The organism is Streptomyces sp. NPDC052114 (genome assembly GCF_040680155.1).
GTDB lineage: Bacteria > Actinomycetota > Actinomycetes > Streptomycetales > Streptomycetaceae > Streptomyces.
In genome coordinates this window covers 112184-130642 of the sequence record NZ_JBFAWC010000001.1, presented here as the reverse complement: position 1 = coordinate 130642, position 18459 = coordinate 112184, and the positions used below count along the sequence as shown (strand labels likewise).

The window sequence follows — 18459 nt, the reverse complement described above, 5'->3', positions numbered from 1 at the left end:
ACAGCCCTCTCCGCACCGCGGAGGGGGCTGTTCCGTTCCCCCCACCCCACGACAGAAAGAAGTTAGGTTAGGCTTACCTCACCTTTCAAGACCCCTCACCCCAGAGGACAGTTCATGCGCTCGCACCTGCTCAACGACACCACCGTGGAGCGGTACCGCGGCTCCGTGACCGAAGGAGTCGAGCGGGTGGCGGACCGACTCGCCGCCGCCTCCCGCCCGTTCACCGGGATCACCGCCGAGGACCTCGCCCCCCGCGTCGGCGCGGTCGACCTGGACGAGCCCCTGCACGACACCGTCGCCGCGCTCGACGAGCTCGACGAGCTGTACCTGCGCGACGCCGTGTACCTCCACCACCCCCGCCACCTGGCCCACCTCACCGCCCCGCCCGTCATCCCCGCCGTCCTCGGCGAGGCCGTGCTCTCCGCCGTCAACTCCTGCCTCGACACCTGGGACCGCTCCACGGGCGCCACCCTCATCGAGCGCCGCCTGATCGGCTGGACCGCCGAGCGGCTCGGCCTCGGCCCCGCCGCCGACGGGGTGTTCACCAGCGACGGTGCCCAGTCGAACCTCCAGGCCCTGCTGCTGGCCCGCGAGGCCGCAGAGGCCACCACGGCCGCCGGGGAGCGCGACCTGGCGTCCCTGCGCGTCTTCGTCTCCGAGGCCGACCACGCCGGCGTCCGGCGGGCGGCCCGGCTGCTCGGCCTCGGCGCGGACGCCGTCGTGACGATCCCCACCGACCGCGACAAACGCCTGCAGACCGTGGCCCTCGCCCGCGCCCTGGAGCGCTGCCGCCGCGACGGCCTCTCCCCCATGGCGGTCGTCGCGACGGCGGGCACCACCGACTTCGGCTCCATCGACCCGCTGCCCGAGACCGCCGCCCTGTGCGCGCAGTACGGCACCTGGCTGCACGTGGACGCTGCGTACGGCTGCGGGCTGCTGGCCTCCCGCAGGAACCGGCACCTCCTCGACGGCATCGAGCGCGCCGACTCCGTGACCGTGGACTTCCACAAGTCCTTCTTCCAGCCGGTGGGTTCGTCGGCGCTGCTGGTGCGCGACCGCGGCGCGCTGTCCGGCACGGCCCGGGACCGCACCCCCGACCAGGCGGGCAAGTCCCTCCAGACGGACCGGCGCTTCGACGCCCTGAAGCTGTGGATGACGCTGCGCGTGATGGGCGCGGACGCCGTCGGCGACCTCTTCGACGAGGTCTGCGAGCGGGCCACCGAGGGCTGGCGGCTGCTCGCCGCCGACCCCCGCTTCGACGTCGTGGCCGAGCCGCAGCTGTCCACGCTGACCTTCCGCTACATCCCCGCGGCGATCTGCGCGCCCGCCGCCATCGACCGCGCCAACCTCTACGCCCGCAAGGCGCTGTTCGCCGCCGGTGACGCGGTGGTGGCGGGCGCCAAGGCGGGCGACCGCCAGTACCTGAAGTTCACCCTGCTCAACCCGGAGACGACCGCCGCCGACCTCGCGGCCGTCCTCGACCTGATCGCCGACCACGCCGAGCGGTACCTGGGAGAGAGCCTTGACCGCGCCTGCTGACCCGCGCATCCGCACCGCCGACCCGGACGGCTTCGCGCTGCGCCCCCTCGACCCCCTGACCGAGTCCGAGCTGGTCCACGACTGGGTCACCCACCCCGCGTCCGCGTCCTGGCTGATGCAGCACGCCAAGCTCCCCGACGTCGAGCGCGCGTACATGGCCGTCGCGGCCGCCGAGCACCGCGACGCCTTCCTCGGTCTGTACCGGGGCGTGCCGGCCTTCCTGATGGAGCGCTACGACCCCCGGTACGTCGAACTCGTCGGCCTCTACGACCCGTTGCCCGGCGACGTCGGCACGCATCTGCTGGCCGCGCCGTCCCACGTCCACATCCCCGGCTTCGGCCTCGGCGCGCTCACGGCGGTGCTGCGCGAACTGTTCGCCGACCCGGCGACCGAGCGGGTCGTGGTCGAGCCCGACGTGCGCGACCGGGCGGCCCACGCCCGCAACGAGGCCGCCGGGTTCCGCGCGCAGACCCTCGTGCAGAAGCCGGAGAAGGAGGCCCTGCTCAGCTTCTGCACCCGGGACCGGTTCGCGGCGGCGACGGCCGTCCGCGCGGGCCGGTCCGCCCGGACCGGACGGGGCCGGGGAGACGGTCCTCCCCGGCCCCGTCCCCGTACGCCCTACTTGGCGGGCCAGGGCACCTGCGGCGACTTGTAGAAGTCGATGCCGAGCGCGTCCCAGCGCGGGGCCTGCGCGGCGAGCCGCGTCTTGTACGCGTCCCAGTCGTGCGTGGCCGCGGGCGACCAGCCGAGCTCGGCGATGCCGGGCAGCCGCGGGAAGGCCATGTACTCCAGCTGGTCCGGGGTGGAGAGGGTCTCCGTCCACAGCGGCGCCTCGACACCGAGGACCGCGTCCGCGGGCGCGCCCTGGAGGTACGTGCCCGGGTCCCAGTCGTAGGACCGCTGCACCTCGACGTAACCCGCCCAGGAAAGCCCGAGCGGGGTGTCCTTGGTGTACTTGTGGTCGATGTAGGCGCGGTCGGCCGGCGAGAGGACCAGCTTGGTGCCGTTCTTCGCGGCGTTCACGACCTGCTCTCGCTCGGCGGCGCCGGTCCTGTCGTAGCCCCAGTACTGCGCGACGGCGCCCTTCGCGGGCCTGGCGCCGGTCAGCTGGTGCCAGCCCATGACCGTCTTGCCGTACTTGGCGACCACCGGCTGCACCTTGTCCATGAAGGCGACGAAGTCCTCGTGACTGGTGGAGTGCGCCTCGTCACCGCCGATGTGGAGGTACTTGCCGGGCGTCAGCGCGGCGAGCTCGCGGATCACGTCGTCCACGAAGTCGTACGTCACGTCCTTCTTCACGCACAGCGAGCTGAAGCCGACCTCGGTGCCGGTGTACAGCGGCGGGGCGACGCCGTCGCAGTTCAGCTCCGCGTACGAGGCGAGCGCGGCGTTGGTGTGCCCCGGCATGTCGATCTCGGGGACGACCTCCATGTACCGCGACGCGGCGTAGGCGACGATCTCCTTGTACTGCGCCTTCGTGTAGAAGCCGCCCTTGCCGCCGCCGACCTGGGTGGAGCCGCCGTACGTCGCGAGGCGCGGCCAGGAGTCGATGGCGATGCGCCAGCCCTGGTCGTCGCTGAGGTGCAGGTGCAGCTTGTTCATCTTGTAGAGCGCGGCCTGGTCGATGTAGCGCTTGACCTGGTCGACGGTGAAGAAGTGCCGCGAGACGTCGAGCATCGTGGAGCGGTAGTCGTAGCGCGGCTCGTCCTCGACGGTGCCGCCCGCGATCCGCCACGGGCCGCGCTGCGCGGTCTTCTTCTCGACGGCGGCGGGCAGGTGCTGGCGCACGGTCTGGACGCCGTGGAAGAGCCCGGCGCCCGTCCGTGCGGTGATGGTGAGGGAGCCGCGCGAGGAGATCACGCGGTAGCCCTCCTCGCCCAGCGCCTTGTCCGCCGGCTCGGTGCTGATCCGCAGCCGGATGCCGTCGCCGCCCTTGCCGGAGGTGACGGGCAGCTTGTAGCCGGTGGAGGGGCGCAGCACCTCGGCGAGGTACTCGCCGACGCGGCGCTCCTGCGCGCCGGAGCCGACCCGGATGCGGGTCCTGGCGGTGATCTCGTAGCCGGGCCCGCCCGGTTGGACCTTCGCGGGGGCGGGCACCACCTGGCCGAGCGGGGTGACCTCGGGACCGGACGCCCGCGAGGAGGGGGCGGCCGCGAAGCAGGAGATTCCGGCGGCCGCCACGAGCAGCAGCGAACCGAGGAGGCGGGGGATGCGTCGGACTCGTGTCGATCTCTTGTGCAGTCTCACAAGCGGGTCCCTTCGACGGGCCGGCGCCGCACTGGCGCATCTGTGGTGCATCGCAATCGAACGGTCCTCATTGGTAACCCGGCCCCCACAAGGGGTCAAGGGGTGTAGACCACTTCGCCCGGTGGTCGGTGCGAGAATCCCTGCATGGCGGAAATCATCCAGCGCGACGGGACCTGGACGTTCGACGGGGAGACGCTGCGCCTCGTGCCGGGCCGCGACAAGAACGTGTCCCTGCTGCGCAAGACGCTGGGCGAACTGGCCGTGCCCCTCAAGGCGTTGGCGGGCATCGCCTTCGAACAGGGCAAGAAGTCGGGCCGGTTGAGGCTGCGGCTGCGGGACGGCGCCGACCCGCTGCTCCAGGCGACGGGCGGCAAGCTGACGGACTCCGCGGACCCCTACCAGCTGACGGTGGAGCCGGACCGGTACGGGGTCGCGGAGTATCTGGTCGACGAGGTGCGCAACGCCCATCTGATCGAACAGGTGCCGGCCGCGTCCTGCGAGGCCTATCTCCTGTCGGGCCCCGCCGTGCCGCTGTCCGTCTCGGCCGGGGACGGCACGGCGAGCTTCGACGGGGAGCACATCCGCCTGGAGTGGAACTGGAAGACGGAGGAGGCGAAGTCCGCCTCCGGCACCCGGTCGCTGGCGCTCGCCGATGTCGCGGCGGTGGAGTGGCAGCCGGCGGCCGGCCTGGAGAACGGCTACCTCCGCTTCACCGTGCGCAACGCCCCGACCAAGGCCCCGCCGAAGTACGACCCGAACTCCGTCGAGCTGTGGGGCTTCAAGAAGGACCCGCTCATGGCGCTGATCGCGGCGGCGGTCCAGGCCCGCCTTCCGCACCCCACGGGGCCGGGCCCCGCGCGGGCGGCGGCCGACGCCGCGCCCGCCCTGACCGCGGCCGCGTCCCCGTCGCCCGCGGGCGACGACCACGACGCGCTGCTGCGCCGGCTGCGGGAGCTGGGCGAGCTGCACCAGTCCGGGATCCTCACGGACGAGGAGTTCAGCGTGGCGAAGCAGGCGGTCCTGAAGCGGATGTGAGCGCGCCCGACGGGGCGCGTTCCCCGTCCCCACCTCCGGACGCGAGCACCTTCGGCGGGACACGCGCCCCGCCCACCGGCGTACGGGAAAGCCACCCGCCGCGCACGGAAGCGCCATCCACGCGCACGGAAACGCCGCCCTCCGGCGCGTGCGGGCCCCCTTCGCGCCACCTCGTGCCCCGTTCCGGCGGGATTCCTGGCCCATTCCGACACGCCCCTGCCCGAATCCGGGCAGGATTCTTGCGAACGGGCACCCGATACCCCAGGATCAACGAATGCACGACGACCTGGTGGACCACCTCACCCGCAGCACCCCGCTCCAGCGGGGCGAAGCCCTGCGGGTCGTCCAGGACGTGCTCGCCTACTTCGACGAGACGACCGAGCAGTTCGTCCGTCGCCGCCACCGCGAACTGCAGGGTCAGGGCCTGCTGAACGCGGCGATCTTCGAGCGGATCTCGGCGGATCTCGCGTACCGCGCGGTCGCCCCGCCCGAGCTCACGCTCAGACAGCTGCGCCGCATCGTCTACGGCTAGGCCGCGGACGCCCGGCGCCGCAGGATCACGACCACCCTCTACGACTAGGAAACCCTCTATGTGCGGAATCGTCGGATATATCGGCAAGCGTGACGTCGCCCCGCTGCTCCTCGAAGGCCTCCAGCGCCTGGAGTACCGCGGCTACGACTCCGCGGGCATCGCCGTCACCAGCCCCAAGGCCGCGGGCCTGAAGATGGTCAAGGCCAAGGGCCGCGTCCGCGACCTGGAGGCCAGGGTCCCCGCCCGCTTCAAGGGCACGACCGGCATCGCCCACACCCGCTGGGCCACCCACGGCGCCCCCTCCGACGAGAACGCCCACCCGCACCTGTCCCAGGACAACAAGGTCGCCGTCGTCCACAACGGCATCATCGACAACGCCTCCGAGCTGCGCGCCAAGCTCACCGCCGACGGCGTCGAGTTCCTCTCCGAGACCGACACCGAGGTCCTCACCCACCTCGTCGCCCGCTCCCAGGCGGACACGCTTGAGGAGAAGGTCCGCGAGGCCCTGCGCCACATCGAGGGCACCTACGGCATCGCCGTCCTGCACGCCGACTTCAACGACCGCATCGTCGTCGCCCGCAACGGCTCCCCCGTCGTCCTCGGCATCGGCGAGAAGGAGATGTTCGTCGCCTCGGACGTCGCGGCCCTCGTCTCGCACACCCGCCAGGTCGTCACCCTCGACGACGGCGAGATGGCCACCATCAAGGCCGACGACTACCGCACGTACACCACCGAGGGCTCCCGCACGACCGCCTCGCCGACCACCGTGGAGTGGGAGGCCGAGTCGTACGACATGGGCGGCCACGACACGTACATGCACAAGGAGATCTTCGAGCAGCCCGACGCGGTGGACCGCGTGCTGCGCGGCCGCATCGACGACCGCTTCTCCACCGTGCACCTCGGCGGCCTCAACCTCGACGCGCACGACGCCCGCAAGGTGCGCCGCGTCAAGATCCTGGGCTGCGGCACCTCGTACCACGCGGGCATGATCGGCGCCCAGATGATCGAGGAGCTGGCCCGCATCCCCGCCGACGCCGAGCCCGCGTCCGAGTTCCGCTACCGCAACCCGGTCGTGGACCCCGACACCCTCTACATCGCGGTCTCCCAGTCCGGTGAGACGTACGACGTGCTGGCCGCCGTCCAGGAGCTCAAGCGCAAGGGCGCGCGCGTCCTCGGCGTGGTGAACGTGGTCGGTTCCGCGATCGCCCGCGAGGCGGACGCGGGCGTGTACGTCCACGCGGGCCCGGAGGTCTGCGTCGTCTCCACCAAGTGCTTCACCAACACCACGGTCGCCTTCGCGCTGCTCGCCCTGCACCTGGGCCGCATCCGTGACCTGTCGGTCTCCGACGGCAAGCGGATCATCGAGGGCCTGCGCAAGCTGCCCGGCCAGATCTCGGAGATCCTCAAGCAGGAGGACGAGATCAAGAAGACCGCCAAGCAGTACGCGGACGCCCGCTCGATGCTCTTCATCGGGCGCGTACGGGGCTACCCCGTGGCCCGCGAGGCCTCCCTCAAGCTCAAGGAGGTCTCCTACATCCACGCCGAGGCGTACCCGGCCTCCGAGCTGAAGCACGGCCCGCTCGCCCTCATCGAGCCCGCGCTGCCGACGGTCGCGATCGTCCCGGACGACGACCTGCTGGAGAAGAACCGCGCCGCCCTGGAGGAGATCAAGGCCCGCAGCGGCAAGATCCTCGCGGTCGCGCACCAGGAGCAGGAGAAGGCCGACCAGACGATCGTCGTCCCGAAGAACGAGAACGAGCTGGACCCGATCCTCATGGGCATCCCGCTCCAACTCCTCGCCTACCACACGGCGTTGGCGCTGGGCCGCGACATCGACAAGCCGCGCAACCTGGCGAAGTCGGTGACGGTGGAGTAGGCCGCGTCCACCAAGTGAACGACCCCCTGTGCGTGCCACCAGCACACAGGGGGTCGTTCTTCAGGGGCCGGGGTCGCCCATTACCCCGACCCGCGCCCGGCTCAGCCGGCGGCCGTCACTCCCCGGCCGGCAGGGCGCCCCGGGAGAGCCGTCGGCCAGTGGGCGAGTGCGGCCGTCGCGCCGTGCCGGGCGAGCCCGAGGGCGAGATGGCCGAGAGTCGAGGTGGCGCTTCCCGCAGAGACGTCGTCGTCCACGGCGGGCCCCTTTCCTGTGCAGTCGTGCGGTGGTGCCGTGCCGGGACCGCGGAGGGGACGCCGGTGGCCTTTATGTACCCTTCACAAGCGAACAAAGCACCTCTACGCACGGGTAGATTTATCCGTTCGCCCCACCTCACCACACCGCGCACGCACGGGAGTTGAGCACGCCGCTCCCCCGCCCCACCTGGGGTGCGGAAGGGTCAGGGAATGACGACGACGGGCCGCTGCGCCCGCCGCGCGAGGCGTCCCGCGACGGAGCCGAAGATGCGGCCGACGATGCCGTGCGTGGAGCCGACGACGATCGCGTCCGCGCTGTACTCGCGGCCGACCTCCTCCAGCTCGTGGCAGATGTCGCCGCCGCGCTCGACGAGGATCCACGGCACCTCGGACAGGTACTCCGCGCAGGCCAGTTCGAGGCCGAGCACCTCGGTGCGGTGGTCCGGCACGTCGACGAAGACCGGGGGCTCGCACCCCGCCCACACCGTGGTGGGCAGCCGGTTGGCGACATGGACGATGATCAGACCCGAGCCCGAGCGGTGGGCCATGCCGATCGCATAGGCGAGGGCCCGCTCACTGGACGTCGAGCCGTCGAAACCGACGACGACACCGTGCCGAAAGGCGGGATCGCAGGAGTGACGCGGTTCTTCCGCCGCTCGGGGGGTCGTCGTGGGATCGGCGACCTGCCGCTTGCGGTCCGCGGGTTCGGAGAATTCGTGACCGGCCATCGGTGTCTCGGCGAAGGAGTCCTCTGTGGGAGGGGCGGCTTTTCGGGTGGTGCGGAAGTTCAGGACCATGAAGGTCGTCCGGGAATCATCTTCCCAACCCCATACCCCCAAGGGTACGGCGACACTCCTCTCCTGCCCAGAGCTCACGCAGGGCCCGAACGGGCCCGCGCCGGGCCTTGTACCGCACCTCCCCGGCGTTCACCGGAGCATGCATGAGCCTCGCCCGTATGGCAATGGTTGCTGCCTCCTACAGGCGGTTTGCCCACCCGTCCGGACGCGGTCTCACGCCACTCCCAGTGACCCACCGAAGGACCACGCGTTGAACCTCCGTACGCCACCGCCACAGGGAGCACGCCGTGCCTGGACCCTCGACCGCGTCGCCACCTTCCACCCGTCGCTCTGATTCACCCGAGCAAGTCCGGCAAGGCCGGCACCACTCGGCGCACGGCCGCCGGCGGCCGCCCGAGGGGGCGCACGAGCGCCGCCCCGCCGGCGTGCCCGCACCACGCGCCCAGGAGCCGCAGCAGGCGCCCCCGCAGGACTCGGCGAGCGACGTGGTCCGCTGGGCCGCGTTCAGCTGCGTACTGGTTCCCGTCGTGCTCGTGGGGTACGGCACCTCACTGGCGGGCGCCGCCGGCTCCGCGCTCGGCCTCGTGGCCGTCACCGGGGTCTGCCGGCTGCTCCTGCGACAGTCCGAGCGAGGTGCCGCGCGACTGCTTGCAGAACAGAACAGCGGGAACCGCGGACGGCACGGCAGGACGGCCTCCGGGGCGCACAGGGGCACGCGTCGACATGCCGAAGGTGCGCCGGTCGACTGACTGATTCACACACACGCTCCCGTAGCTTTTCAGCCAACTTCGGGGAGCGATGCATTCCTTGGCCGAACAGGCCCCCAACCCCCGTCCGACCAGGGCTGAAAGCCGCTCCGGAGGCGCGCGCACCCTATGGGGACCGGCCACGGAGCCGAGGCCCACTTCCCAGCAAGCTCCCCGAGTGCAACGCTTCGTGATCGAATGCTTCACGCCAAGTTGCCATGTCGACAATCCACCGGGTGCTGAACTGGTCACCCCGGCGGCACGGGACACAGTAGATTCGATCTTGACTGTATTACGGCGGGGGACTGGTGGAGGACCGAGGGGAAACGTGCAGGAGCGACAGGCCCAACAAGCACGTCAAGAACAGGGAGCCGCGACGACCGAGGGGGGTTTAGCACCATGAGCCACGACTCCACTGCTGCGCCTGAGGCCGCGGCTCGGAAGCTCTCGGGGCGTCGCCGCCGGGAGATCGTAGCGGTGCTGCTCTTCAGCGGCGGTCCCATCTTCGAGAGTTCCATACCGCTCTCCGTATTCGGCATCGACCGGCAGGACGCCGGCGTCCCCCGCTACCGGCTGCTCGTGTGCGCCGGCGAGGAGGGGCCCCTGCGGACCACCGGCGGACTCGAACTCACCGCGCCACAAGGCCTGGAGGCGATCAGCCGGGCGGGCACGGTGGTCGTACCGGCCTGGCGGTCGATCACATCGCCGCCACCGCCGGAGGCGCTCGACGCGCTGCGCCGCGCCCACGAGGAGGGCGCCCGGATCGTCGGGCTGTGCACGGGCGCTTTCGTGCTCGCGGCGGCCGGACTCCTTGACGGACGTCCGGCGACCACCCACTGGATGTACGCGCCGACGCTCGCGAAGCGCTATCCGTCCGTCCACGTGGATCCGCGCGAGCTGTTCGTCGACGACGGAGACGTCCTGACGAGTGCCGGCACCGCGGCCGGAATTGATCTCTGTCTGCACATCGTGCGCACGGATCACGGCAACGAAGCGGCGGGCGCGCTCGCCCGCAGGCTTGTCGTGCCCCCGCGCCGGGCCGGCGGCCAGGAGCGCTATCTCGACAGGTCTTTACCGGAGGAGATCGGCGCCGACCCGCTCGCCGAGGTCGTCGCCTGGGCGCTGGAGCATCTCCACGAGCAGTTCGACGTGGAGACGCTGGCCGCGCGTGCGTACATGAGCAGGCGGACCTTCGACCGCAGGTTCCGCTCGCTCACCGGCAGCGCGCCCCTGCAGTGGCTGATCACCCAGCGGGTGCTGCAGGCGCAGCGGCTGCTGGAGACCTCCGACTACTCCGTCGACGAGGTCGCGGGCCGCTGCGGGTTCCGCTCGCCGGTGGCGCTGCGGGGTCACTTCCGGCGCCAGCTGGGTTCGTCCCCCGCTGCCTACCGGGCCGCCTACCGCGCCCGCAGGCCGCAGGGCGAGCGGGCCCTGGAGGCCGCCGCGGTGACCGCGCAGTCCATGCCCACGCTGGTGGAGGCGGGCCCGGTGCCGACACAGACCAGGCGCACGGCGGCAGCCAGCGCGCTCGGTCCCTCGGCCTCCTTGCCCACCGAGCCCGGCAAGCCGCACTCGGACGCGTACGCGCCAGGTCGTGCGCCTCTGCCCGGGCAGAGGAGTGCGCCGTAGGGTAAGACGCATGAACGATCGCATGGTGTGGATCGACTGCGAGATGACCGGGCTCTCGCTGACGGATGACGCACTTATCGAGGTGGCCGCACTGGTCACCGACTCGGAACTGAACGTGCTCGGCGAAGGGGTGGACATCGTGATCCGCCCGCCGGACGCGGCGCTGGAGACCATGCCCGAGGTGGTGCGCACCATGCACACCACCTCGGGGCTCCTCGACGAGCTGGCCGGCGGCACCACGCTGGCCGACGCCGAGGAGCAGGTCCTGGCGTATGTACGTGAGCACGTCAAGGAGCCGCGGAAGGCTCCGCTGTGCGGAAACTCGGTCGGCACCGACCGCGGCTTCCTGCTGCGGGACATGCGGACACTGGAGGAGTACCTCCACTACCGGATCGTCGACGTCTCCTCCATCAAGGAGCTGGCCCGGCGCTGGTACCCGAGGGCGTACTTCAACAGCCCGGACAAGAACGGCAACCACCGCGCGCTCGCCGACATCCGCGAGTCGATCGCCGAGCTCCGCTACTACCGCGAGGCGATCTTCGTCCCGCAGCCCGGCCCCGACTCGGACACGGCGAAGTCGATCGCGGCCAAGCACGTCCTGCCTGCGGAGTAGCCCCGCGGGAGGCCTCTCGTACGGGGTCCGGAAAACGTGTGCGCGAGCACCCCTTCGGACCCTGTACACTTTTTCTCGGCCGGTCAGAAGAACGACAAAAGACCGGGCATGGTGGGTGTAGCTCAGTTGGTAGAGCACCTGGTTGTGGTCCAGGTGGCCGCGGGTTCAAGTCCCGTCACTCACCCTGATGAATCAGGACCCGGCCTGCGAAAGCAGGCCGGGTCTTTTTCGTTCCCTGATTCCCGGCGTACCGATTACCGGGACCCCATGTGACCCGCGCCATACCGTCTCCGCGCTCGTCGGGGCCGTGGTCGCCCAGGGGAAAGACAACGCCGAGGCGCTCCGTCTCATCCAGCCGGGCATCGACATCCCCTCGGCGTATCGGGCCCGCGAGGAGGCCGGACGCGGCGAGCACCTCGACGAGACCGACGCGTACGAGGACGTCCGTCCCGCCCTGTCCGCGCTGCGTGACGCCGGTGTACGCGTCGTCGTCGCCGGCAATCAGACGGTGAAGGCGGGCGAGCTGCTGCGCGCCCTGGACCTGCCCGCGGACCTGATCGCCGTGTCCGGGGAGTGGGGCGTCGCGAAGCCCTCTCCCGCGTTCTTCGAGCGGCTCGTCGCCGAGGCCGACGCCCCGGCCCACGAGATCCTGTACGTGGGCGACCACCCACAGAACGACACGCTGCCCGCGCACGCGGCCGGGCTGCGTACGGCGCATCTGCGGCGCGGCCCGTGGGGTCACCTGTGGCACGCGGATCCCGAGGTCGTCGCGGCGGCGGACTACCGCATCGAGTCCCTCATGGACCTCCTGCCCATCGTGACGACCTGACCCACGAGGCTCGCCGCGCGAAGAACCGGAGCCAGGCCGCCCTCGGACTGGATGCCGCTCGCCTGGACGGCTCCTTCACCGGCACGGAGCCCCGTGTCCACGCCGCGCTGCCGGACATCTCGGCGAGCACGGTGGACGCGGTGGCGTACAAGTGCGGCGCACACGACCTGAGCGCACGGCTCATGCTGCGGGCGCACGCACGCTGGAGGTCGCGGTCGACATCGCGCCCGCCGTGACAGACAGGGCTACGGCTGCGGCCCGGGGCGCGCTGCACATGCGCGCGGCGGTCGTCGCAGGTCGGGATGGTGACGCCGACAGGGGGCGCTCGCACATCGCCCTGGCGCGGCTCCTGAGTGCACGGGCGCCGGAGGCGACGTACTTGGGTACGGCGTTCGGTCCGGAGTCCGTGCGCGGACACGAGTTGTCCGTCGCGGTGTGCCTCGGCCACGACCACATCGACGAGGCCCCGATGCCGGGCTCCGGACACCGCCTTGGTGCACATCGCCCGGGGCTCCCCCCGAGGGGGAGCACGATGAGACCGACACCGGAAGGCGCCCGACGGGGGCACCTTCCGGGTGTGGTCAGGCGGTGTGGCGGCGGCGGTAGCGGCGGGCCGACCAGATGCCCACCGCCAGGCCGGGGACGAGGCAGCTCAGGAGGTTCACGGTGCCGCCGCGGCCCTCCAGTGCCCAGATGCCGACACCGAGCAGCAGCGCGGTGCAGACGAGGGTGACGAGCACACCGACCGCCATCTCGGTCCACCAGTTACGGGAGCTGTACGCCCTGTTCACGATCAACGCCTACTTGGTGATGAAGTGGCACTGCACGGCTTTGCGGCTGCCATTGATGAAAAGCTGCGCACAGGCCTTTCCGTACTTGGGCAGCGTGTGCGCCCCGATCTTATAGGTGGGGAATGTTCCCGTGTAACACTTCGTCCGCAGCGGTCCTCGCTTGATCTTGTACGTCTTGCCCGCGGTGTCGGCGTAATGGAATTCGAGGCGGGCATTGCAGAACCGCGAGCCGAGCGCCGCGGGGCCCACGCAGTCGACGCCGGCGAGCTGGCTGCTGACCTTCTTGCCCGAGCCCTTGACCGAGTGGGTCAGGAAGCAGCCGGACGGCACCTTGATGGTTACTCCGCCGTGGGAGTACGTAAAGACGCCGAGCGCCGTGGAGCCGGTCGCGGACCGCAGTGCGCCGTCAGGCAGCTCGGAGTAGTCGGGCGCCTTTACTTCTTCCTCTTCCTCCGGGGTCACCTCTTCACCGGGAATGTCCTCGATGACGACATCGTCGGCGAGCACTTCGCCCGAGTAGTCGGACGGAATGTCCTCGGACGCGTACGCCGGAGAAGTACCGACGGCGATCAGAGCGGCGGTGGAAACTCCTGCCATGACGGCTGCGGAGAATGCGCGCACGTCAACCCCCCATAGGTTTGCGCGAAACAGTTCGGAGGAGACCGTAACGACCTTCTACAGACGTGTCGAACTTGGATTCATGGGGCGGGCCGGGCGAGAAGCGGCGAAGGAAGCGAAGGCGGGCCGCTTCGGTGAGGCGGGCCCGTGGTCAACGTGCCGCGTCTCGCGTGCACTTGGGTGACCGACCCCTTGACCTTTCCTTTACCGGCACTTTCCCTCTTCATGTGACGAGGGTCATGCCGATACGGGGCACGCCCACGAGGGGCGCACCCCTGCCCTCAGGACGACGCCCGCTCCACCAGCTCCGTCGGCAGCACGATCTGGGGGCGGTGCGGGCGGCGGGGGGTCGGTGGGTGGGGGGTTGCGATCTCGCCGAGGAGGACGTCCGTCATGGTGCGGCCCATCTGGGTGATCGGCTGGCGCACGCTCGTCAGGGGCGGGTCCATGTGCCGGGCGATCGCCGAGTCGTCGAAGCCGACCAGGGCCACGTCCTCCGGTATCCGGCGGCCCGCGGTGCGCAGGACCTGGCGGGCGCCCGCCGCCATCACGTCCGAGCCCGCGAAGACCGCGTCCAGGGCCGGGGCGCGCTCCAGGAGCTCGGTCATCGCGCGGCGGCCGCCCTCCTCGGTGAAGTCGCCCTGCACGATCAGCGTCTCGTCGACCTCGTGGCCCGCGCTCTCCAGGGCGTCGCGATATCCGTCCAGGCGGCGCTGGGCGCCGAACACGTCCAGGCGGCCGGTGATCGTGGCTATCGCGCGGCGGCCGCGGGCCAGCAGGTGGTCGACGGCCGCGCGGGCCCCCGCGAAGTTGTCCGAGTCCACCGAGGCCAGCGTCTCGTCCGCCGATCTGCGGCCGCTGATCACCGCGGGGATCTCCAGCTGCTCCAGCAGGTCGGGCAGCGGGTCGTCCGCGTGTACCGAGACCAGCAGGACGCCGTCCACGCGGTGCGCGGCCAGGTACTGGGCGAGGCGCCTGCGCTCGCGGTCACCGCCCGCGAAGGTGAGCAGGAGCTGCATGTCCGTGTCGGCGAGGGCCTGGCCCACGCCGTGGATGATGTCCGAGAAGTACGGCTCGGCGAAGAAGCGCGACTCCGGCTCGGGGACGACGACCGCGATCGAGTCCGTGCGATTGGCCGCCAGCGCCCTGGCCGCCGTGTTCGGAACATAACCGAGCTCGGCCACCGCCTCCTCGACGGCGGCCCTGGTGCGTTCGCTCACGCGCGGCGAGCCGTTGATCACCCGCGACACGGTGCCGCGGCCGACGCCGGCGCGGACCGCGACCTCTTCGAGCGTGGGACGCCCCCCGCTCCGCCCCCTGGGCTGACGAGTCCCCATCTCCCTGCCTCCCAACGACGCGAATCTAACAGCCGGTCACCCGGGCCGGACCCACGGCCCGCCCCGCACCCCGACACGGCTCGGTCACCGCTCGCCGGATGCCTTCAACTCTTGGCGTCCGTCGCCTTGACACCCCCGCGGCGAGCCGCGACTCTTCAAGACATCACACATGGGAGCGCTCCCATTCTATCTGGCTCTTACCCGACCCGCACGTCCCCCGCCCACGCCGGATATCCCCAACTCGCAGTCCCATCACTCCAGTTGACCGAGGGCGGTCGGCACGTCAAGGAACGAGGAGGACGCAATGCGCTACAGGACTCGTACGTCCCGCTCGATGGCGGCCCTCGCGGCCGCCACCGCCCTCACCGCCGGTCTGCTCGCCGGCTGCGCCGCGGACAAGGAGGAGCCGGGCGGCTCCTCGGGCGGCGGAGGCGGAGGCGGCGAGGGCAGGACCACCCTCACGATCGGCGTCTTCGGCGCCTTCGGTCTGCAGGAGGCCGGTCTCTACAAGGAGTACGAGAAGCTCCACCCGGACATCAAGATCAAGCAGAACTCCGTGCAGCGCAACGAGAACTACTGGCCCGCGCTGCTCACCCACCTCAGCAGCGGCAGCGGCCTCTCCGACATCCAGGCCGTCGAGGTCGGCAACATCGCCGAGCTGACCACCACGCACTCCGCCAAGCTGATGGACCTCGGCAAGGTGAAGGGCGTCGACAAGGGCGACTTCCTGGACTGGAAGTGGCAGCAGGGCACCACCAAGGACGGCAGGACCATCGGGCTCGGCACCGACATCGGCCCCACCGGCATCTGTTACCGCAAGGACCTCTTCGAGAAGGCCGGTCTGCCCACCGACCGCGAGGAGGTCGGCAAGCTCTGGGCGGGCGACTGGAAGAAGTACCTCGCCGCGGGCAAGCGGTACCAGGCCAAGGCCCCCAAGGGCACCTCCTTCGTGGACGGCGCGACGGGCGTGATGGCGGCCGTGCACGCCTCGGGCACGGAGAAGTTCTACGACAAGGACGGGGAGCTGATCTACAAGGACAGCCCCGCGGTGAAGGAGGGCTGGGACCTCGCCGCCGACTTCGCCGAGTCGGGCCTGACCGCCAAGCTCCAGCAGTTCCAGCCCAGTTGGGACCAGGCGATCTCCAACGGCTCCTTCGCCACGCTGACGTGCCCGCCCTGGATGCTCGGCTACATCAAGGACAAGGCCGGCGACAAGGGCGAGGACACCTGGGACGTCGCCGCCTCCCCGAAGCCCGGCAACTGGGGCGGCTCCTTCCTGACCGTGCCCGAGGCGGGCAAGAACAAGGAGGAGGCCGCTGAGCTCGCCGCCTGGCTGACCGAGCCCCAGCAGCTCGCCAAGCTGTTCGACGAGCGGGCGAGCTTCCCGAGCGCCGACGCCGCCTATGACCTGCCCGAGGTGAAGGACGCCAAGAACCCCTACTTCGGCAACGCCCCCGTGGGCCAGATCTTCTCCAAGGCCGCCGAGGGCGTGCCGGTCCAGCCCATCGGCCCCAAGGACGGGATCATCTCCCAGTACCTGGCCGACACCGGGATGCTCGGCGTCGACCAGAAGGGAACCGCTCCCGACGAGGCCTGGGACAAGGCCGTGAAGACGATCGACAACGCTTTGGACCAGTGACCGGGATGACGAGCGACGCCAGCACCGCCGCGCCCTCGCAGGAGGAGGGCGCGGCGCCCCGCACCAAGGCCGCCACGGGGTCCGCCGACCCCGCCGAGGAGCGCCGCAGGGCCCGGCGCAGCCGGCGCTACCGCTGGGACGTCAAGTGGAGCCCCTACGCCTTCATCGCCCCCTTCTTCCTCTTCTTCGTCGCCTTCGGGCTCTTCCCGCTGCTCTATACGGGGTGGGCCTCGCTGCACCGCGTGGAGCTGGGCGCGCCCACCGACATGGAGTGGGTGGGGCTGCGCAACTTCTCCCGGCTCTGGGACGACGAGTTCTTCTGGAACGCGCTGCGCAACACCTTCACCATCGGGCTCCTGTCCACCGTGCCCCAGCTCCTGATGGCGCTGGGCCTGGCCCACCTCCTCAACTACCGGCTGCGCGGCTCGATGTTCTTCCGGGTCGCGATCCTGACCCCGTACGCCACGTCGGTGGCCGCGGCGACCCTCGTCTTCGTGCTGATGTTCAGCCGCACCGACCACGGGATGATCAACTGGGGTCTCGGCCTGATCGGGATCGATGCGGTCGACTGGCAGAACGGCGACTGGAGCGCGCAGTTCGCCGTGTCCGCCATCGTGATCTGGCGGTGGACCGGCTACAACGCCCTCATCTATCTGGCGGCGATGCAGGCCATCCCGCACGACCTCTACGAGTCGGCGGCCCTCGACGGGGCGAGCCGCTGGCAGCAGTTCCGGCACGTCACGATCCCTTCGCTGCGGCCGACGATCCTGTTCACCTGTGTGGTCTCGACGATCGGGGCGACCCAACTCTTCGGTGAGCCACTGCTGTTCAGCCAGGGCGCGAGCCCCACCGGCGGCTCCGACCACCAGTTCCAGACGCTCGGCCTCTACCTCTACGAGCAGGGCTGGTTCAACCAGCACCTCGGCCGGTCCTCGGCGATCGCCTGGACGATGTTCCTGATTCTCGTGCTGATCGGTCTCGTGAACTGGGCCATCAGCCGCCGGATCCGCAAGAGCGCGTGAGGGGATGACGTGACCACCACTCTGTCCACCCGGCCCCGCAGGCCGGGCACGAAGGACACGCGCCGCCCCGGGAAGCGGGGCGCGGGGCGCCAGCTGCACGGCGGCAAGCTCACCTACGCCGTCCTCGTCCTGTTCACCGTCGGCTCGCTCTTCCCGCTGGTGTGGACGGCGATCGCGGCCTCGCGCAACAACACCCGGCTCGCCGAGACTCCTCCTCCCTTCTGGTTCGGCGGCAATCTCTTCAAGAACCTGGAGATCGCCTGGACGGACGCCAACATGAGCGCCGCCCTGCTGAACACCCTGGTGGTGGCCGGCACCATCACGCTGGGCACCGTGCTCTTCTCCACCCTCGCGGGCTTCGCCTTCGCCAAGCTCCGCTTCCGCTTCCGCGGCTTTCTGATGCTGCTCGTGATCGGCACGATGATGGTGCCGCCGCAGCTCAGCGTCGTACCGCTGTTCATGGTGGTGGCGAAGCTGGGCTGGACCGATCAGCTGCAGTCCGTGATCCTGCCCACCCTCGTCAGCGCCTTCGGGGTGTTCTTCATGCGGCAGTACCTCAAGGAGGCGCTGCCCACCGAGCTGATCGAGGCCGCCCGGGTGGACGGGGCGAGCAGTTGGCGGGTGATCTGGCACGTGGTCTTCCCGGCCGCGCGCCCCGCGATGGCGGTCCTGGCCATGCTCACCTTCGTCATGGCGTGGAACGACTTCTTCTGGCCGATCATCGCCCTGACCCAGGAGGGCGAGCCGACCGTGCAGGTGGCGCTCGCCGGGCTCGGCCGCGGGAACATCCCGGATCAGTCCGTGATCATGGCGGGCGCGCTGCTCGGGACGCTGCCGCTGCTGCTCGCGTTCGTGCTGTTCGGCAAGCAGATCGTGGGCGGGATCATGCAGGGCGCGGTCAAGGGCTGACCCGGCCGACCCGCCCCGCGGCGCCGTCGGCCGCGTCAACTCCTCC

General features: G+C 70.6%; 16 protein-coding genes, 1 tRNA gene and 1 pseudogene. 13 read left to right on the top strand and 5 right to left on the bottom strand.

The annotated features are described in order from the left end of the window. Positions 1–114: 114 nt before the first annotated feature. Positions 115–1539 (top strand): aspartate aminotransferase family protein, encoded by a 1425-nt coding sequence (locus tag AB0L89_RS00550; protein WP_365131984.1) that lies wholly within the window; start codon positions 115–117, stop codon positions 1537–1539. Continuing rightward, the gene (locus AB0L89_RS00545) at positions 1523–2194 is read left to right on the top strand and encodes a GNAT family N-acetyltransferase (RefSeq protein WP_365131982.1); all 672 of its coding nucleotides are present in this window, start codon (positions 1523–1525) and stop codon (positions 2192–2194) included. The genes AB0L89_RS00550 and AB0L89_RS00545 overlap by 17 nt, the downstream gene beginning before the upstream one ends. On the opposite strand, the gene AB0L89_RS00540 is transcribed toward AB0L89_RS00545, so the two are convergent. After that, positions 2158–3720, bottom strand: a complete 1563-nt coding sequence (locus tag AB0L89_RS00540) for a beta-N-acetylhexosaminidase (protein WP_365131979.1) — start codon at positions 3718–3720, stop codon at positions 2158–2160. The two genes, AB0L89_RS00545 and AB0L89_RS00540, sit on opposite strands and share 37 nt — an antisense overlap. Positions 3721–3930: 210 nt before the next feature. On the opposite strand from AB0L89_RS00540, the gene AB0L89_RS00535 reads away from it, so the two are divergent. From AB0L89_RS00535 to glmS, 3 genes are all read left to right on the top strand, one after another. Further along, positions 3931–4821, top strand: a complete 891-nt coding sequence (locus AB0L89_RS00535; protein WP_365131976.1) for a DUF4429 domain-containing protein — start codon at positions 3931–3933, stop codon at positions 4819–4821. Positions 4822–5095: 274 nt separating this feature from the next. Beyond that, entirely contained in the window at positions 5096–5353 is a 258-nt protein-coding gene (locus tag AB0L89_RS00530; protein WP_055698481.1) for a hypothetical protein, read from the top strand. Positions 5354–5411: 58 nt separating this feature from the next. After that, a complete protein-coding gene (gene glmS / locus AB0L89_RS00525) occupies positions 5412–7229 on the top strand; it encodes a glutamine--fructose-6-phosphate transaminase (isomerizing) (RefSeq protein ID WP_365131973.1) in 1818 nt (605 codons plus the stop codon). Between the two features lie 457 nt (positions 7230–7686). Here the strand turns inward: glmS and AB0L89_RS00520 are convergent, their stop codons facing one another. Next, the gene (locus AB0L89_RS00520; protein ID WP_365131970.1) at positions 7687–8211 is read right to left on the bottom strand and encodes a universal stress protein; all 525 of its coding nucleotides are present in this window, start codon (positions 8209–8211) and stop codon (positions 7687–7689) included. 494 nt (positions 8212–8705) lie between these two features. On the opposite strand from AB0L89_RS00520, the gene AB0L89_RS00515 reads away from it, so the two are divergent. The 5 genes and pseudogenes from AB0L89_RS00515 to AB0L89_RS00495 form a co-directional block, all read left to right on the top strand. Continuing rightward, positions 8706–9029 (top strand): hypothetical protein, encoded by a 324-nt coding sequence (locus AB0L89_RS00515; RefSeq protein WP_365131967.1) that lies wholly within the window; start codon positions 8706–8708, stop codon positions 9027–9029. Positions 9030–9425: 396 nt separating this feature from the next. After that, positions 9426–10655, top strand: coding sequence for a helix-turn-helix domain-containing protein (locus AB0L89_RS00510; protein WP_365131964.1), 1230 nt, complete (start codon positions 9426–9428; stop codon positions 10653–10655). Positions 10656–10665: 10 nt separating this feature from the next. Then, positions 10666–11268 carry an oligoribonuclease gene (gene orn, locus AB0L89_RS00505; protein ID WP_365131961.1) on the top strand — a complete coding sequence of 201 codons (603 nt, stop codon included), beginning with the start codon at positions 10666–10668 and terminating at the stop codon, positions 11266–11268. Positions 11269–11379: 111 nt separating this feature from the next. Continuing rightward, a tRNA-His gene (locus AB0L89_RS00500) sits at positions 11380–11452 on the top strand. Positions 11453–11542: 90 nt separating this feature from the next. After that, positions 11543–12097, top strand: a pseudogene (locus tag AB0L89_RS00495) (HAD family hydrolase); the annotation flags it as partial. Positions 12098–12678: 581 nt separating this feature from the next. Here the strand turns inward: AB0L89_RS00495 and AB0L89_RS00490 are convergent. From AB0L89_RS00490 to AB0L89_RS00480, 3 genes are all read right to left on the bottom strand, one after another. Continuing rightward, the gene (locus AB0L89_RS00490; RefSeq protein WP_365131958.1) at positions 12679–12888 is read right to left on the bottom strand and encodes a hypothetical protein; all 210 of its coding nucleotides are present in this window, start codon (positions 12886–12888) and stop codon (positions 12679–12681) included. Between the two features lie 9 nt (positions 12889–12897). Then, positions 12898–13509 (bottom strand): hypothetical protein, encoded by a 612-nt coding sequence (locus tag AB0L89_RS00485; protein ID WP_365131955.1) that lies wholly within the window; start codon positions 13507–13509, stop codon positions 12898–12900. A gap of 278 nt (positions 13510–13787) precedes the next feature. Further along, complete coding sequence (locus tag AB0L89_RS00480; RefSeq protein ID WP_365131952.1) at positions 13788–14843, bottom strand: LacI family DNA-binding transcriptional regulator; 1056 nt, start codon at positions 14841–14843, stop codon at positions 13788–13790. A gap of 304 nt (positions 14844–15147) precedes the next feature. Here AB0L89_RS00480 and AB0L89_RS00475 point away from each other — a divergent pair, with 304 nt between their 5' ends. The 3 genes from AB0L89_RS00475 to AB0L89_RS00465 are packed head-to-tail and all read left to right on the top strand — an operon-like array spanning position 15148 to position 18413. Further along, positions 15148–16482, top strand: a complete 1335-nt coding sequence (locus AB0L89_RS00475; protein WP_365131949.1) for an extracellular solute-binding protein — start codon at positions 15148–15150, stop codon at positions 16480–16482. Between the two features lie 5 nt (positions 16483–16487). Continuing rightward, on the top strand, positions 16488–17504 hold the full coding sequence (locus AB0L89_RS00470; protein WP_365131946.1) for a sugar ABC transporter permease: 1017 nt from the start codon (positions 16488–16490) through the stop codon (positions 17502–17504). Between the two features lie 21 nt (positions 17505–17525). Continuing rightward, positions 17526–18413 (top strand): carbohydrate ABC transporter permease, encoded by an 888-nt coding sequence (locus AB0L89_RS00465; protein WP_365133887.1) that lies wholly within the window; start codon positions 17526–17528, stop codon positions 18411–18413. Positions 18414–18459 lie beyond the last annotated feature (46 nt).

Excerpts from the sequence above, each read along its gene's own strand:
- AB0L89_RS00550 (WP_365131984.1), top strand. The coding sequence starts at position 115 with ATGCGCTCGCACCTGCTCAACGACACCACCGTGGAGCGGTACCGCGGC.
- AB0L89_RS00535 (WP_365131976.1), top strand. The coding sequence starts at position 3,931 with ATGGCGGAAATCATCCAGCGCGACGGGACCTGGACGTTCGACGGGGAG.
- AB0L89_RS00530 (WP_055698481.1), top strand. The coding sequence starts at position 5,096 with ATGCACGACGACCTGGTGGACCACCTCACCCGCAGCACCCCGCTCCAG.
- glmS (WP_365131973.1), top strand. The coding sequence starts at position 5,412 with ATGTGCGGAATCGTCGGATATATCGGCAAGCGTGACGTCGCCCCGCTG.
- AB0L89_RS00520 (WP_365131970.1), bottom strand. The coding sequence starts at position 8,211 with ATGGCCGGTCACGAATTCTCCGAACCCGCGGACCGCAAGCGGCAGGTC.
- AB0L89_RS00510 (WP_365131964.1), top strand. The coding sequence starts at position 9,426 with ATGAGCCACGACTCCACTGCTGCGCCTGAGGCCGCGGCTCGGAAGCTC.
- orn (WP_365131961.1), top strand. The coding sequence starts at position 10,666 with ATGAACGATCGCATGGTGTGGATCGACTGCGAGATGACCGGGCTCTCG.
- AB0L89_RS00480 (WP_365131952.1), bottom strand. The coding sequence starts at position 14,843 with ATGGGGACTCGTCAGCCCAGGGGGCGGAGCGGGGGGCGTCCCACGCTC.
- AB0L89_RS00475 (WP_365131949.1), top strand. The coding sequence starts at position 15,148 with ATGCGCTACAGGACTCGTACGTCCCGCTCGATGGCGGCCCTCGCGGCC.
- AB0L89_RS00470 (WP_365131946.1), top strand. The coding sequence starts at position 16,488 with ATGACGAGCGACGCCAGCACCGCCGCGCCCTCGCAGGAGGAGGGCGCG.